At 67.2% G+C, this 15,893-nt stretch carries 10 protein-coding genes; 4 read left to right on the top strand and 6 right to left on the bottom strand.

All coding sequences use genetic code 11. The annotated features are described in order from the left end of the window. Nucleotides 1-57: 57 nt before the first annotated feature. The 3 genes from AWC08_RS30790 to AWC08_RS30780 are packed head-to-tail and all read right to left on the bottom strand — an operon-like array spanning nt 58 to nt 4,774. Entirely contained in the window at nt 58-2,409 is a 2,352-nt protein-coding gene (locus AWC08_RS30790; RefSeq protein ID WP_372511505.1) for a Tex family protein, read from the bottom strand. A gap of 54 nt (nt 2,410-2,463) precedes the next feature. Then, on the bottom strand, nt 2,464-2,949 hold the full coding sequence (locus AWC08_RS30785) for an SRPBCC family protein (RefSeq protein ID WP_069432875.1): 486 nt from the start codon (nt 2,947-2,949) through the stop codon (nt 2,464-2,466). Between the two features lie 4 nt (nt 2,950-2,953). Beyond that, nucleotides 2,954-4,774, bottom strand: a complete 1,821-nt coding sequence (locus tag AWC08_RS30780; RefSeq protein WP_069432870.1) for a serine/threonine protein kinase PknE — start codon at nt 4,772-4,774, stop codon at nt 2,954-2,956. Nucleotides 4,775-5,036: 262 nt separating this feature from the next. On the opposite strand from AWC08_RS30780, the gene AWC08_RS30775 reads away from it, so the two are divergent. Further along, nucleotides 5,037-6,455, top strand: a complete 1,419-nt coding sequence (locus AWC08_RS30775) for a PPE family protein (protein ID WP_069432869.1) — start codon at nt 5,037-5,039, stop codon at nt 6,453-6,455. Nucleotides 6,456-6,512: 57 nt separating this feature from the next. Here AWC08_RS30775 and AWC08_RS30770 read toward each other — a convergent pair whose 3' ends face one another. Then, nucleotides 6,513-8,690 (bottom strand): glutamine synthetase III family protein, encoded by a 2,178-nt coding sequence (locus AWC08_RS30770; protein ID WP_069432868.1) that lies wholly within the window; start codon nt 8,688-8,690, stop codon nt 6,513-6,515. A 327-nt stretch (nt 8,691-9,017) separates the two neighbouring features. Here AWC08_RS30770 and AWC08_RS30765 point away from each other — a divergent pair, with 327 nt between their 5' ends. The 3 genes from AWC08_RS30765 (at nt 9,018) to AWC08_RS30755 (ending at nt 11,590) form a co-directional block, all read left to right on the top strand. Beyond that, nucleotides 9,018-10,277: an APC family permease gene (locus AWC08_RS30765; protein WP_069432867.1), complete on the top strand. Its 1,260-nt coding sequence runs from the start codon at nt 9,018-9,020 to the stop codon at nt 10,275-10,277. 48 nt (nt 10,278-10,325) lie between these two features. Beyond that, a complete protein-coding gene (locus tag AWC08_RS30760; protein WP_065137166.1) occupies nt 10,326-11,057 on the top strand; it encodes a VIT1/CCC1 transporter family protein in 732 nt (243 codons plus the stop codon). A gap of 80 nt (nt 11,058-11,137) precedes the next feature. Next, nucleotides 11,138-11,590: a pyridoxamine 5'-phosphate oxidase family protein gene (locus AWC08_RS30755; protein WP_065137165.1), complete on the top strand. Its 453-nt coding sequence runs from the start codon at nt 11,138-11,140 to the stop codon at nt 11,588-11,590. A 12-nt stretch (nt 11,591-11,602) separates the two neighbouring features. On the opposite strand, the gene AWC08_RS30750 is transcribed toward AWC08_RS30755, so the two are convergent. Together AWC08_RS30750 and AWC08_RS30745 are read right to left on the bottom strand one after the other, a co-directional pair. Then, nucleotides 11,603-13,531, bottom strand: a complete 1,929-nt coding sequence (locus tag AWC08_RS30750) for a serine/threonine-protein kinase (protein WP_069432866.1) — start codon at nt 13,529-13,531, stop codon at nt 11,603-11,605. A 128-nt stretch (nt 13,532-13,659) separates the two neighbouring features. Then, complete coding sequence (locus AWC08_RS30745; RefSeq protein ID WP_069432865.1) at nt 13,660-15,888, bottom strand: MMPL family transporter; 2,229 nt, start codon at nt 15,886-15,888, stop codon at nt 13,660-13,662. Nucleotides 15,889-15,893: the final 5 nt, after the last annotated feature.

Genomic DNA, 15,893 nt, shown 5'->3' with positions numbered 1-15,893 from the left:
TCGTCCAGCATGCCCAGCCGGCCCGACAGCGGGATGAGTAGTACTACGCGTCCCGGTTTACCGCCCGAAGCCGGCGTCGCGCAGCGCCTGAGCCATCGAGTTCCCGGCCGGTTCGGGTGCTCTGCGATCGGAACTTCGCGACTGCCGCGAATTACGTTGCTGCAGTGAGCCTTTGCCCCCGGGTCGGGACGCCGGCGTGCGGTCGGGCCGGTTGTCGCGCTGCGGCTGATCGCCGAGGCGCAGGCTGAGCCCGATGCGCTGGCGTTCCACGTCGACCTCCATCACCTTGACCCGCACGACCTGACCGGACCGGACCACCTCGTGCGGATCCGAGACGTAGCGCTCGGCCATCGCGGAGATGTGCACCAGCCCGTCCTGGTGCACCCCGACATCAACGAAGGCGCCGAATGCGGCCACATTGGTCACCACGCCTTCCAGGATCATGCCCGGCTTGAGATCGGCGACCTTCTCGACACCGGCCGCGAACGTCGCGGAGGTGAAGGCCGGCCTCGGGTCGCGGCCAGGCTTCTCCAGCTCGGCGAGGATGTCGGTCACGGTGGGGATGCCGAACCTGTCGTCGGCGAAGTCGGCGGGCCGGAGCTTCCGCAAGGCTCGTTCGTCGCCGATGATCTCGCCAAGGGTGACTCCGGAGCGGTCCAGGATCCGCCGGACCACCGGGTATGCCTCCGGGTGGACACCCGACGCATCGAGCGGATCGTCACCGCCACGGATGCGCAGAAAACCTGCGCACTGCTCAAATGCCTTGGGCCCCAGGCGCGGGACACCCAGCAGGGCGCGACGGTTGGCGAATGGACCGGTGTTGTCCCGGTAAGCCACGATGGCCTCGGCCAGCGATTCGGAGATGCCCGATACCCGCGCCAACAAGGGCACCGACGCGGTGTTCAGGTCGACGCCCACGGCGTTGACGGCGTCCTCGACCACCGCATTGAGACTCCGGGCGAGAATTCCGGGTGTGACGTCGTGTTGGTACTGCCCGACGCCGATGGACTTCGGTTCGATCTTGACCAGTTCGGCGAGTGGGTCTTGCAGGCGCCTGGCGATCGAGACCGCGCCGCGCAGGGTCACATCCAGATCGGGCAATTCGTGCGCCGCATAAGCCGACGCGGAGTAGACCGACGCGCCGGCTTCGCTGACCATCGCTTTGGCCGGTTCCTTGACGCCGGCTGCCCGCAGGTCGGCGATCAGTTCGCTTGCCAGCGCGTCGGTTTCACGTGAGGCCGTGCCGTTGCCCACCGCGATCAGCTCCACTCCGTGGCGGGCGACCAGCGCGGCGAGAACCGCCTTGGCGGCATCCCATTGTCGTTGCGGTTGGTGCGGATAGACGGCGCAGGTGTCGAGCACCTTTCCGGTGCCGTCGACGACGGCCACCTTGACGCCGGTGCGGAAACCGGGATCCAGGCCCAGCGTGGTGCGGGCGCCGGCAGGCGCGGCGAGCAGGAGATCCTTGAGGTTCTTGGCGAAGACCGCAACCGCTTCCTCTTCGGCCCGCTGACGCAACCGCATGCGGGCATCGACGGTCGCGGAGAACATCAGTCTGGCCCGCCAGGCCAGGCTCACGGTGGTGGCCAACCACCGCTGGGCCGGCTGCGCCGCAGCATTTGCCGACAGACCGACACCGAGGGTGCGCCCGATCATCGCCTCGTAGACTTCGTCGGGCCCGGCGTCGAAGTTGAACGCCAGGGCCTTCTCCTTCTCCCCGCGCAGCACGGCCAGCACCCGATGTGACGGCATGCTTTCCAGGGGCTCGGAGAAGTCGAAATAGTCGCGGAACTTCTGAGCTTCAGCACTTTTCGCCACTTCCTCCGACGCCGGCGTGGTGCGCAGCGCGGCCCGTTTCCAGAACGTCTCACGCACGGCGCCGACCAGTTCGGCGTCCTCGGCCGCTCGCTCGATGAGGATGTGCCGGGCGCCCTCCAACGCGGCGGCGGTATCCGCGACGTCGGGGAAACCATTCCCGACGAAGTCCGCTGCGGCGGTTTCCGGGTCCACGGCCGGGTCGCGGATCAGCCGATCGGCCAGCGGCTCCAGGCCCGCTTCGCGGGCAGCCTGCGCCTTGGTCCGGCGCTTGGGCTTGTACGGCAGATAGATGTCTTCGACCCGCGCCTTGGTGTCGGCGGACAGCAGCGCGGCCTTCAACGCATCGGTCAGCTTGCCCTGTTCGGCGATCGACGCGATCACCGCGGCCCGACGCTCGTCGAGCTCCCGCAGATACCGCAGCCGTTCTTCGAGGGTGCGGAGCTGCCCGTCGTCCAGGCTGCCGGTGACCTCTTTGCGGTAGCGAGCGATGAACGGCACGGTGGCGCCTTCGTCGAGCAGCCTGACCGCGGCGATCACCTGTGGCAGCTCTATCGCCAGTTCCTCAGCGAGACGGGCGTTTACGGATTTGATGGGGGCTGTCGAAGTCACGCGCAGGACCCTACCGAACACCTCCGACAGCGCCCGTCAAGCGGGTCCGGCGCGCCCCCGCACAGTCCGGTCCAGGATGCCCAGCGTCGCCCGCAGCGCGCCCTCGGAGATGACGGGGAAAATGCCGGCATCGCGCCACTGCTGGTCGATGGCCGACCAGTCGTAGAACGAGGTGACCACGGTGGCCGCACCGTCGTCGGTGGGCTCGAGGCGATAGCCGTAGACGTGGCCGATCTGCGGGCGGATCTGACCCAGGATGGTCCAGGCGATCAGCCGGTCGGGCTCGAACTCGGTGATCTCGACCGTGACGTCGTACTTTCCGAGTTGCGGGAAGTCGTTGAGCGACTCGCGGTCCATATGGACGACGAACGTGTCACCGACGGCAGACACCGGGTCGCCCTCGGCATCCTGAAGCATCCCCGACGAGTCGATGGCGACGTGCCCGCGCGGGTCACACAGCAGGGCGAAGATCTGCGCCGGGGGCGCCGAAATGGTGCGTTGAGTTTCGATGCGTTCGGCCATCACCTCATCCGATCAGTTTCGTCAGCCAGTTCGGATTCTGCAGGTCCACTCCGCTGCTGCCGTCCCACACGAACGGCGTGCCATTGGCGTTGAACCCGGCCAGCGAGGCGCTGGCGTTGTTGGCCTTGGTTTGGGCGGTGCCGAGGTCGGCGCCCGACTTGATGCAGTTGGTGGCGGTGCTGTTGGCTCCCACCGTCTGCGCCAGATGCGCCAGCTCCGCGTCGGTGCGATCCGCGGGTGCGTTTTCCTGCGGCTGGAAGTCACTGCCGAACAGGGCGGCGTAGAAGCCGGTGTAGACCTTCGGGTCATTCTGCGCTGCAACACAATACGAGGCTGCGACGGCGCGGGTCGAGTAGTTCTTGGTGTGCGACTGCTCGTCGAGGAAGTTCAGCAGGTGGTAGCGCACCGCGAGTTTCTTGTTGTTCACCGCGGTGTCGATGTCACTGGCGTATGACCTGATGAACGCCCCGCACGGCGGGCAGATCGGTTCGTTGAAGACGTCGATCGTCGCGACGGCAGCGGAGCTGCCGATGAACACGCCGTCATTGAGCACGTTGAGTTGCACCGCGTCGGGGGCCGCTGGCGGCGTCGACGATTTCGACGGTGACGTGGCGTGCTTGGGCTGGGCGAAGCCGACGATCAGCCCGCCCGCGACGGCCACGATCACGGCGATCGCAAAACCTGCCCAGAACCAAGGCTTGCGCAGCAGGCCGGCCGGACGTGGTGGCGGCGGTTGACCCCACGGCGGCGCGCCGCCGGCGCCGGCGGGCGTCGCCGCCCAGCCGTGGGTGCCGGCCCATGGTGTCGGCGCCGCGCCGCCCTGGGCCGCGGGCTGTGTTCCCGGCATCGGAGCCTGCCACTGTGCTCCCGGTGGCACCGGGGGCGGCTGCGTGGCCGCGAAACTTCCGGGTGTCTGATTGGCGAACTGTGGTGGCAGTTCCCCGACCTGACTGCGTTCCAGTATGTCGGCGGCGCGGTCCTGGTCGGGCGTGGCCAGCGCCTCGTAGGCCGCCGCCGACAGGTCCCCGCAGGTGGGATAGCGGTCGGCCGGGTTCTTGGCCATCCCCCGGGCGATCACCTGGTCGAAGGCCGGCGGGATACCCGGGCGCGCGACACTGGGCCGCGGAACCGGCTGGTTGAGATGCGAGCCCATCACGCTGAGCTGGTCACCCCGGTACGGAGGGGAACCGGCCAGGCACTCGTACAACACGCAGGCCAGCGCGTAGATATCGGCCCGATAGGTCACTTCTTCGGCCTCGCCGAACCGCTCCGGCGCCATGTAGTAGAGGGTTCCGACCGTGCTGCCGATCTGGGTGAGCTTCTCGTCGTTACCCGCGCTGGCGATGCCGAAATCGACCAGATAGGCGAAGTCGTCGGCGCTGACCAGAATGTTCTCCGGCTTGACGTCGCGATGTGTCACTCCGGCGGCGTGCGCTGCGTCGAGCGCCGCGCCGATCTGCCGGATGATCGCCACGGCGCGCGGTGGAGTGAGTGGACCATAACGCTTCAAGATGGCGGCCAGGTCTTTGCCGTCGATCAGGCGCATATCCACATACAGCTGACCATCGATCTCGCCGTAGTCGTGGATCGGCACGACGTGCGGTTCCTGTAACCGCCCGGCAGTGCGAGCCTCGCGCTGCATCCGGGTGCGGAAAACCGGGTCCTTCGACAGCGACTGCGACATCAGTTTCAGAGCGACGACGCGCTCCCGCACCGTGTCCTCGGCCTCGTATACGTCACCCATGCCTCCGCGCCCCACCAGGCGCCGCAACCGGTATGGCCCGAACTGCGTCCCCACCCGCGAACCCTCGGACGTGTCACCCATCGCCGACTCCTCACCCACCTTTCGCGCAGCCTAGATCCGAGGTGCCGTCGCGCCCCCGACCATGACCTGCGCCGGACATGAGTACGCGGTGGCGTGCCAGGCATAAGGCTAATGGTTTCGGCTACGACGAGGCGCGCTTTGCCAACCGGCGGGCGGCGCGCCTAAGCACTTCCTGTGAAAGCTGGAAAGGTAACCCTAAGCTAAGTTAGGTTACCCAATACTAACTTTCGCCCGAGGAATGCTTCGACCGAGGAGGTACCCGATGACGGCGTGGATGGCGGCGCCCCCGGAAGTTCACTCGCAGCTGTTGAGCGCTGGTCCGGGAACGGGGTCTTTGCTGGCAGCCGCATCGGGGTGGCAGGCTCTCAGCGCCGAGTTCGCCGCGGTCGCGGCGGAACTCTCGGCGGCGATCGCAGCGCTGCACGGTGGGGCGTGGGACGGCGCGACGGCGGAGCGTTACGCGGCCGCACACCTGCCGTATCTGGATTGGCTGATGCAGACCAGCGCCAAGAGCGCCGGCGCCGCCGCCCAGCATGAGGTGGCTGCGGCCGCGTATACCGCGGCGGTGGAGGCGATGCCGGCCCTGGCCGAACTGGCGGCCAACCATGCGGTGCACGGCGTGCTGGTGGCGACGAACTTCTTCGGCATCAATACGATCCCGATCGCGCTGAACGAAGCGGACTATGCCCGCATGTGGGTACAGGCCGCCACCATAATGACGGTCTATCAAGCGCTTTCGGATTCCGCTCGGGCGGCGGTGGCACCAACCCAACCGGCGCCCCCGGTGCTGGCGGCAGAGGCCGCGAAGATTCCGCCCACCGATCCCGTCGAAGCAGCGCTGGCCTGGTCCGAGCATTTCTCGAGCATGTACCGGGTACTCAAGGCGCTGGTCACCAATCCGTTCGGCACGCTGGTGCAGATCGTCGCGGACTTCGCCACGAATCCGGCGACGGCGTTGACCACCTGGCTTCCCCTGATCTATGTGTTCGCCTACGCCGCCACGTTTGCCCTATTGGGCTCGCCGATTTACACCGTCGTCTCGGCGCCCGGTTTCGCCGCCATTCCGCTGGCACTCGGGCTGTCGGCGCTGTGCGTCCTTCCCGAAACAGTGGCCGCAGGTGCCGCTGAGGTGCCTGCCGTTGTCGCCGACAGCGTGATACCCGTCAGCGGCCTTGGCGCCGCACCGGTCACGGCGACGGCCGGTGCCGCCCCGGCACCCGGGCCGGTCCAGCAGGTGCCGGCAAGCGGCACCGCGAGTGCGCCCCCGTCGATCCCGGCGCACGCGCACGCCTACCTTGTCGGTGGACCGGGACCCGGCCCGACATCCGGCCCTGCGCAGCACAATCGGGCGACGGCAAGCGCACCGGCGTCGCGGCCGGCCGCGGCGCACGCCGCGGCCCCCGCCAATACGGTCACGGCCGGCAGACGCCGGCGCGCCCAACTCGACAGCCGTGGCTACCGCGACGAGTTCCTGACTCTCGATGACGCTTGCCCCCCGGACGAAGCGTGGGCATCGCACTCGCACACCGGTGCCGGACCGCTGGGATTCACCGGCACCGCAAGGACATCCAGCATCGACGCCGCCGGTGGGCTGACCAGACTTGCCGGCGGATCGTTCACCGACGCGCCGGCGGTCCCGATGATGCCGGCCACCTGGAAGGACGGAAGTCGCCGGACGTGAGGGCCGGGAATCACCGGTCCGCTGTTGCGGCCGGCCCCCACGCCCGACGACGGTCTCTCAGAGGATGTAGAGCATCTCCTGGTAGGTGGGTAACGGCCACAGGTCGTCGGCCACGACGCCTTCCAGCGCGTCCGCCGCGGCCCGCACCGCTTCCATCGCCGGCAGCAGTTCCTTCTGAGCGTGTGTCGCCTCATCCAGCGCCGAGCTCGCCGAGTGGTTGGACAATGCGGCCTTCAGCATCGCCAGCGCGGCGGTCAAGTCGGCTAGCGGAGCCGAAACAGCTTCCAGCGCAACGGTGCTCGCTTCCACACCGGCGGCCTTGAGGGTGGCGACATTCTGGGCGAGCTCCGTCTGGTAGCGCACGGCGGCCGGCAGGATGACCGTGGTGCCGATCTCCAGCGCCAGCTTCGCCTCGACCGCAATGGTCAGTGCGTACTGCTCCAGGCGTACCTCGTAACGGCTGTGCAATTCGCGCTCGTTGAAGACGCCGTACTTCTCGAAGACCGCCACCGCTTCCGGCTTGATCAGCTCCGGGATGGCATCCAAGGTGGTCTTGAGATTCGGCAGCCCGCGCTCGGCGGCCTCGATCTGCCAGTTCTCGGAATAGCCGTCGCCGTTGAACACCACCGCGCCGTGCTCGGTGATGACGTCGGTGAGCAGTTTCTGCACCGCGGCATCGAAATCCTCACCGTCGGCGACAGCCTGCTCGAGGATCGTTGCCATGTAGTCGAACGAGTCGGCCATGATCGTGTTCAGCACGATCATCGGCACCGCGACCGTCTGCCCGGACCCCGGCGCCCGGAACTCGAACCGGTTGCCCGTGAACGCGAACGGGCTGGTGCGGTTGCGGTCCCCCGCGTCAGTCGGCAGGTGGGGCAGTGTGTCGACACCAATGATCATGGTGCCCTTGCCCTTTGACGACGTCGCCGCGCCTTTGGCGATTTGCTCGAACACGTCGGCAAGCTGTTCGCCGAGGAAGATCGAGATGATCGCCGGCGGGGCCTCGTTGGCGCCCAGCCGATGGTCGTTGGTGGCCGAGGCGACCGACACCCGAAGCAGACCGGCGAACTTGTGCACGGCGCGGATCACCGCCGCGCAGAACACCAGAAACTGCGCGTTCTCGTGCGGGGTGTCACCCGGCACCAGCAGCGACCCCAGCTCGGAGTTGCCCACCGAGAAGTTCACGTGCTTGCCGGAACCGTTCACGCCGGCGAACGGCTTCTCGTGGAAGAGGCACTCCATGCCGTGCTTCTTGGCGATCGTCTTGAAGATCGTCATCAGCAGTTGCTGATGGTCGGAGGCGATGTTGGCCCGCTCGAACATGGGCGCCACCTCGAACTGGCCGGGGGCCACCTCGTTGTGCCGGGTCTTGGCCGGAATGCCGAGTTTGAACAGCTCCCGCTCGGTGTCCATCATGAAGCCCAGGACACGCTCGGGAACCGCGCCGAAGTAGTGGTCGTCGAACTCCTGGCCCTTGGGTGGCTTGGCGCCGAACACCGTGCGCCCGGCGTTGATCAGGTCGGGCCGCGCCAGGAAGAAGTGCCGGTCGACCAGGAAGTACTCCTGCTCGGGCCCGCAGAAGGACACGACCTTGTTCAGGTCCTGATGCCCGAACAGGGTCAGGATGCGCTCGGCGTGAATGCCCATGGCCTGCTGGCTGCGCAGCAGCGGAGTCTTGTAGTCCAGCGCCTCACCGGTCATGGAGACGAATACCGTTGGGATGCAGAGCGTATTGCCGTTCGGATTCTCCAGGATGTAGGCCGGGCTGGTCACATCCCAGCCGGTGTAGCCCCGCGCTTCGAAGGTGCTGCGCAGTCCGCCGGACGGGAAGCTGGACGCATCGGGCTCGCCCTGGATCAATGTCTTGCCGGCGAACTCGGCCAGTGTCGCGCCGTCGGAGACCGGCTCCAGGAAACTGTCGTGCTTCTCCGCGGTCAGGCCGGTCATCGGGTAGAAGACGTGAGCGTAGTGGGTGGCGCCCTTCTCCAGCGCCCAGTCCTTCATCGCCACCGCGACCGTGTCGGCGACCGCGGGGTCGAGCGGCGCGCCCTTCTCGATGGTGGCCACGATGGACTTGAATACCGATTTCGGCAGCCGCGCCTGCATCTCGGCCTTGGTGAAGACGTTGGAGCCGAAGATCTCGCCCGGCGCTTCACCCGGTACAAAACTGATCGCCGGGGGTACATAAGCCTCGACATTGTTGATCGCCTGCAGGCGGACCGCGTTTCCGCTCAATTGAGTTCCTATCGCTATCTAACTTTGAGGGGGTCCGTGGCTCATCGCCTGACGGACGCTAGACCGCCTCACCGTAGGTAGGTTCGATGGCAATCTTGTTACGCCGGCGTCAACGGTGGCGCAGCGTTGGTTGCGAACGTGAGACGGGACGCCCGAAGGGGGCTTGACGTGCAGCAGCTGAGCTGGAGTGACGACATGTGCCTGGACGGGCACCGCGAACTTCCGCCGGACTCGCTCGTCGCGGCGTGCCGGATCTCCCTGCGCAATACATGGAAAACGCCTTTGCGGACCTGCTCGCCGCGGCGGGCTAGCCGGTAGCGTGATCGGGTGACAACCGGCGGCCAGCCCTCAAAGCAACTGCGACGAACCCTCGGCGTCGGCGACGCGGTGGTGATCGGCCTGAGCTCCATGATCGGCGCCGGCATCTTTGCGGCGCTGGCGCCCGCCGCGCGGGCCGCCGGGGCCGGCTTGTTGATCGGCTTGGCGGCCGCCGGTGTGCTGGCGTACTGCAACGCCAGCTCATCGGCGCGGTTGGCGGCGCTATATCCCGCGTCCGGCGGTACCTACGTCTACGGCCGGGAGCGGTTGGGCGAGTTCTGGGGATATCTCGCCGGCTGGGGTTTTGTCGTCGGCAAGACCGCGTCCTGCGCCGCGATGGCCCTGACCGTCGGGACGTACGCGTGGCCGGCCCACGCGCATGTCGTGGCGGTGACCTCGGTGCTGGCCCTGACCGTCGTCAACTACCTCGGCGTACAGAAGTCGACGTGGCTGGCGCGGAGCATCGTCGCGGCGGTGTTACTCGTGCTGACCGCCGTGGTGGTAGCCGCGTTCGTGTTCGGCGCGCCCGACCTCGCCGCGAATCTCACCACATGGCATGGCATTTCGGCAGGCGGCGTGTTGCAGTCCGCCGGGCTGCTGTTCTTCGCGTTCGCCGGCTACGCCCGCATCGCCACCCTGGGCGAGGAGGTTCGCGACCCGGCCCGCACCATCCCGCGGGCGATCCTGATCGCCCTGGCGGTGACGCTGGCGGTGTATGCCGGTGTCGCGGTCGCCGTGCTGGGTGTGCTCGGACCGCGGCGCGTCGCCTCGACCGCCACCCCCTTGGTGGATGCGGTGCGGATAGCAGGTGCGGGTTGGCTGGTGCCGATCGTCGCTGTCGGTGCGGTACTCGCGGCGCTGGGTTCCCTGCTGTCGCTGCTGCTGGGAGTGTCCCGGACCGCGTTGGCCATGGCGCGCGACCGCCATCTTCCCCGTCAACTCGACGCCGTGCACCCCCGTTTTGCGGTGCCGCACCGGGCCGAGCTTGCGGTTGGGCTGGTGGCCGCCTCGTTGGCGGCCACGGTCGATCTGCGCGGTGCGATCGGATTCTCGTCGTTCGCGGTGCTGGTCTACTACGCAGTCGCCAACGCGTCCGCCTTCACGCTGCGGCCCGAGGAAGGTTCGCTGCCGAAGATCATTCCGGTGTTCGGCGCACTGGGCTGCGTCGTCGTGGCATTTGCACTCCCTCTGACCTCGGTGATCGCGGGCGCCGCGTTCCTGGTCCTGGGCGCGGCGGTGTACTGGTCACGGCGCTTGTTGCGACGGTGAGGCTGCGCTTGCTGGCGGGACGGCCGCCGGTGCGGTTGGCTTTAGCCCGTGGTTGACGAACAACAGAGCCGACAGGGACTTCATCCGTCCGAGCCGCACCGCAAAGGCGCCTCCGGCAGGTTGAACTGGCTGCGGGCCGCGGTGCTCGGCGCCAACGACGGCGTGGTCTCCGTCGCCGGCATCGTGGTCGGTGTGGCCGGAGCGACCGCCGCCCGCGGCCCGATCTTCACCGCCGGGTTGGCCGGCCTGGTGGCCGGCGCGGTGTCGATGGCGCTGGGCGAGTACGTTTCGGTGTCCAGTCAGCGCGACAGTGAACGAGCCCTGCTGCACAAGGAACGTCACGAACTTCGCGATACCCCCGAGGCGGAACTGGCTGAGCTCACCGCAATCTACGAGGCCAAAGGCCTGTCGCCCACGACCGCCGCGCGGGTGGCCAAGGAACTCACCGCGCATGACGCGTTCGCCGCGCATGCCGAGGCTGAATTGCAGATCAATCCGGAGGAACTGACCAATCCGTGGCATGCCGCGGCGGCGTCAGCCGGCTCTTTCATCGCCGGAGCGCTGCTTCCGCTGGCGGCGATACTGTTACCGCCCGCAACCTGGCGGGTGCCCGTGACGTTCGTCGCGGTGTTGATCGCGTTGGCACTGGCGGGCGCGCTCAGCGCGCGGATCGGTGGCAGCAGCGTGCGGCGCGCGGTGCTGCGCGTCACCATCGGCGGCGCCGCGGGACTGGCGTTTACCTACGGCGTGGGCCACCTTTTCGGCACGGCGGTCACCTGAGGCGGATACTGCTTTGGTCCCGCACAGGAGAGGACCTTTGGCAGGCGCGACGACCGGCCGTCGTTCAATAATCTGGTGCCATGACGTACGGAAGCCACGACCACGTGGGCGCCAGCATCCTGTCCGCGCACGAATGCTGGCAACTGCTGGCGAGTATGACGTTGGGCCGATTGGTGACCGCCGTCGACGGCCGCCCCGAGATCTTCCCGGTGAACTACGTCGTGCAACGGAAAACCATTCTGTTCCGGACCGCCGGGGGCACTAAGTTGGTCAGCACCGCGATCAACAACAACGTGGTGTTCGAAGTGGACGATCACAACGTCGCCGAAGGCTGGAGCGTGATCATCAAAGGCACCGCCCGTTCAGTGCGCAGCGACGACGACATCGCCGAGGCCGAACGCGCTCACCTGCTGCCCTGGACCGACTCCGAGAAATCGCACTATGTCCGGGTCATTCCCGAGTCGGTGACTGGCCGGCGATTCCAGTTCAGCCCGCGGGCGCACCAGCACATCGCGGCGACGGAAACCCGCTGACCGGTTGCCCGCTCAATCGCCGGTGCGGGTCAAGGTCACCTGCACGTCAGTGCTCGGGCATCCGCCCGTGAGTTCCTCGTGCCCATTTCCGGTCAGCGTCGTGATCGGGTCTTGTAGCGGCTGCGGAAGAGCAAACGGCACAACAATTCTCACGTGCGTCTGCCGGCCCCGCCCACAAGTGCCGTCGAATTCCCGGTCATAGTTCCAATTCCCGTCGGCGTAGAGCAACACCATTGCGGTGGCCGGCGCGGTGTGCAGCAGGCTCACGCACCGATCACCGGTTCGCAGGCAGTCGGTCCGGACAACGTAGTCGCCCTGATCTTTGAAACCGTTTGGCTGCACCGACAATTGGTGGTACCGGCCGTGCAGCGCCGCCGCCGGCGACTTCACCCGTGGGGGCAGGGCGGCCGGATCCGGCAGGCTGTTCACGTCGGTGTCTCCCGTGCGGGTGAAGGTCACCGTCCGCTTGTTCGCGCAACCCTTGGCCATCGTCTGGGTCGCTTCACCGGCCAGCGTGCCATCCGGCCGCGCCCGCAGCGCAAACGTCTCCCAAACTTCACCTTCGGCATTACCGCAAGTGGTCGAGCCGACGCTGACCGCCACCCACGTCCCATCCACCTGGTCGAACACGATCTCCGGCACCTGCATGGTGTCACCGCCGTACCGGGTCGCGGTTGCCACGCATCCGGCGGAACCGCATACCGATCGCACTGACCATGTTTCGCTGGTCGGCGGCACCGGCTTCTCAGCACGCTGGCCGTCGACGCCGGTCACCACGCCGTACTCCACCTGAAACGACCCGGTGAACGGCCCTGTATTGGGTGCGGGAGTGGTGGTGGTAGGCAGGACAACCGGGGTCTTGGCGGCCGCGCTCGAGCGGTAGTGGGAGATCAGCTTCTCCCCCGCGATGATCCCACCGCCGATGAGCAGTGCGATGCAGAACAGAGCGGCGACCACGACGCGCATCCGTCTGCTGCGACCGTCGGTGGTTCGCGGCAGAGCGGGCAGCGTGTCGCTCAGCGACGGGTGCGTCGGGTACTGCAGGACCGGACCGTCCGGAATCTCACCGGCGTACGCGAAACCCGGACCCGCATGCCGGGCCAGCTGATCGGCGAACTCACCGCAGCTGCCGAACCGGTGCGCCGGGTCCTTGGCCATTGCGGTGGCGAAAACCCCGTCCAGCCCGGCCAATTCGGGACGCAGCGCCCCGATCGAGGGCGGTGGGGCACCGACGTGATGCGCGATCACCACCGCCGAATTCGAGTCGTCGTAGGGTGGTGCACCCGTCAGCAGATGAAATGCGGTGCAGGCCAACGCGTACTGATCGGCACGCCCGTCGACCGGATCGCCGCGCAGTTGCTCGGGGGCGGAGTAGTTGACCGTCCCTACCGTCATGTTCGTGGAGGTCAGGCCGACCGCGTCGTCGATGCGCCGCGCGATGCCGAAGTCGGCAAGGAAAACGCCCCGCGGTTGCGGGCCGTCGTCTTCCAGCAGAATGTTGGCGGGCTTGACGTCGCGGTGCAGCAGGCCCCGCTGATGGGCATGGTCCAGCGCCGAGGCCACCGCCCCGATGACCCGGACCACCTCATCCACCGGCATTCCGCCGGAGAATCTTTCGCGCAACAACCGCGCGGCGTCGGTTCCGGGCACATAGTCCATGGAGAGCCAGAACCGCCCGTCCTGCTCGCCGCGGTCGTGGACCTGGACGATGTGCGGGTGCGAAAGACCCGCAGCCAATTCGGCTTCCCGCTCGAACCGGGCGCGATACACCGGATCGGCACTCCATTGCTCCGGCAACACCTTCAGCGCGTTCTCGCGTGGCAATCGCGGGTGTGTCGCCAGGTACACGGTGCCCATCCCGCCGGCGCCCAGCACCCGGACAATCCGGAACCCGGCGAAGATCTGCCCGGTCGTCAACGTCAGCGGGTGAGTGGTGTCCACGATGTATTTCCTCCTGCGTTGCGGTGAAACCCGGCCGGGCCGCCCGAGCGGCCGACACACCTACCCTGCACCGCGACGCTTGCCGCATCTTGTCGCAATTCTTGCGAAATTCTTGCGGCCGAACAGCCTTAGCGAGGGTGGCTGAGCTCCTCCCGCAGGCCGAACCGCTCATGCAGACGGGTCAACGGCTTTGGCGCCCACCAGTTGACCCGGCCGAGCACATGCATGAACGCCGGGACCAGCAACATACGGACCAGTGTGGCGTCGGCAACCACCGCCACCGTCAGGCCGAATCCGAACAACCGCATGAACGAAACCTGGGCGGCCATCAAAGCCGAGAACGAGATCGCCATGATGAGCGCCGCGGCAGTGATCACCCGGGCGGTGTGTGCCACCCCGAGGGCGACGCTCTCGTCATTGGCGGCCGGCCCTTGATCGGAGGCCAGCCAGTACTCGCGGATCCGCGAGATCAAGAACACCTCGTAATCCATGGACAATCCGAAAGCGATGCAGAACAACAGAACCGGCAGTTGGACGCCCAGTGTGCCGGTGGCGGCCGTGCCCAGTCCCCCCAGGTGGCCTTCCTGGAAAATCCATACCAGCGCACCGAATGCCGCGGTCAGCGACAACGTGTTCATGAACAGGGCTTTGACGGGCAGCACCACACTTCCGGTCAGCAGGAACACCAGGGTGAGGGTGATGACGGCGATCAGCGTCAGGACGACCGGTAGCCGGGATGCGATCGCGTGCACGCTATCCCGGTTGCTTTGCGCCACACCGGTCAGCCACACAGCCCTGTTCCTCGGCGTGGGGACGGCGTGCAGTCGGTCCAGCTGGGTGGTCGACGCGGAGGTGTAGAGCGGCGCGGTGGTGCCGACGGTCAGGAAGGCGCTGCCGTCCCGCAGTCCGTACGGCGCCGAGGGGGGCCCGAACCGTTGACCGTCGACGAACGTGCCGCCCAGCCAGGCCGCCCATTTGACCTCCGGCACCCGGGACAGCGCGGCGGCATACGAATCCAGTTCAGCTGCGCTGAGATTGGTCGCGTCCGGCAGTACGACCGTGATGTCGGGCACTCCGCGGTCCGGGAAGTCGTTGCGTAACATATCACCCACTTGGCGCGCCGATGCCGAGGTCGGCAGGATCCGGTCGTCCGCGAAGCCCCACCGCACCCGGGTGAACGGGGAACCCAGTAGCAGTAGGAGCGCGATGATCGCGATTCCGATGGGCAGCGCGTGGCGCATCACCGCTTTCGTCCACAGATACCAGGACCGCCGCTGCAGTGAACGGCTCGGACCCGCTGAGCCCCAGAAGATTCGCCGCAGCAACGGGCGCACATCCAAGGAATCCAGCCGGCTGTCCAGCAGCACGATCGCTGCGGGGGTCACGGTGATTGCCGCCGCCGCGGCAAGCACCACCACCGCCGTTCCGGCATAGGCGAAGGACTTCAAAAAGTAGGGCGGGAAAAGCACCATGGTCGCCATGGACAGGGCGACCGTCAGCGCGGAGAACAACACGGTGCGGCCGGCGGTGGCGATCGTGCGAACCAGCGCCGCCTCGCGGGTCTGCCCGTCGGCCAGTTCATCTCGGAACCGGTTCAGGATCAGCAGCGTGTAGTCCACCGCCAGCGCCATGCCCATCGCGACGGAAAGATTGAGCGCGAAGATCGACACATCGGTGAACAACGCGATGGCGCGCAGCGAGGCCAGCGAACCCACGATCGCGAACATGCCGACTGCCACCGGCAGCGCCGCGGCGACCAAACCGCCGAACACCCAGACCAGCACCACAAAGCTCAGCGGCAACGCCACCGCCTCCATGAGGAACAAGTCTTTCTGTGTCTGGGCATTCACCTGCCACGAAACTGCTGCGTCCCCACCCGCGCGCACGGTGACTCCGTCGCGGTCGTGGACGAGTTCGTCTGACAGTCGCATGGCGTTTCGCTGGGCGTCGCGCTCTCCGCCGGAGATGGCGGCAACGATCAACCCGGTCTTGCCGTCCTGGCTGAAGAACGCCGGCGCCGCTTCCGGCGGAGCCGTCCACCCCGATTTCACCTCGCGGACATCCGGCGAATCCTTGAGTCGCCGAACGAGATCGGTGCCGACGGCGGTGGCTTGCGGTCGGTGCGCACCGTCCGGGGAGGTCACCGCGATCACCAGGGTCATGTCGCCCTGGTCGAATTTCTGCGAAAGCAAGGCGGTGGCCTTGGACGATTCGGAACCGGGGTCGGTCCCTCCGCCCCCCGAAAGGTGCTGGATCACCGGGACACCGAAGATCACCGCAGCGATCATGGCCAGGATTGCCACGGCGATCACCCGGCGGGGGAACTCGACGGCAAGGCGAGCGATCCGGTACAGCAACGTAT

It is taken from the genome of Mycobacterium gordonae, from assembly GCF_002101675.1.
Lineage (GTDB): Bacteria > Actinomycetota > Actinomycetes > Mycobacteriales > Mycobacteriaceae > Mycobacterium > Mycobacterium gordonae.
This window is presented reverse-complemented; position numbering and strand designations above follow the sequence as displayed.

Coding starts and splice junctions, on each gene's coding strand:
- AWC08_RS30785 (WP_069432875.1), bottom strand. CDS start 2,949: ATGGCCGAACGCATCGAAACTCAACGCACCATTTCGGCGCCCCCGGCG.
- AWC08_RS30780 (WP_069432870.1), bottom strand. CDS start 4,774: ATGGGTGACACGTCCGAGGGTTCGCGGGTGGGGACGCAGTTCGGGCCA.
- AWC08_RS30775 (WP_069432869.1), top strand. CDS start 5,037: ATGACGGCGTGGATGGCGGCGCCCCCGGAAGTTCACTCGCAGCTGTTG.
- AWC08_RS30755 (WP_065137165.1), top strand. CDS start 11,138: ATGACGTACGGAAGCCACGACCACGTGGGCGCCAGCATCCTGTCCGCG.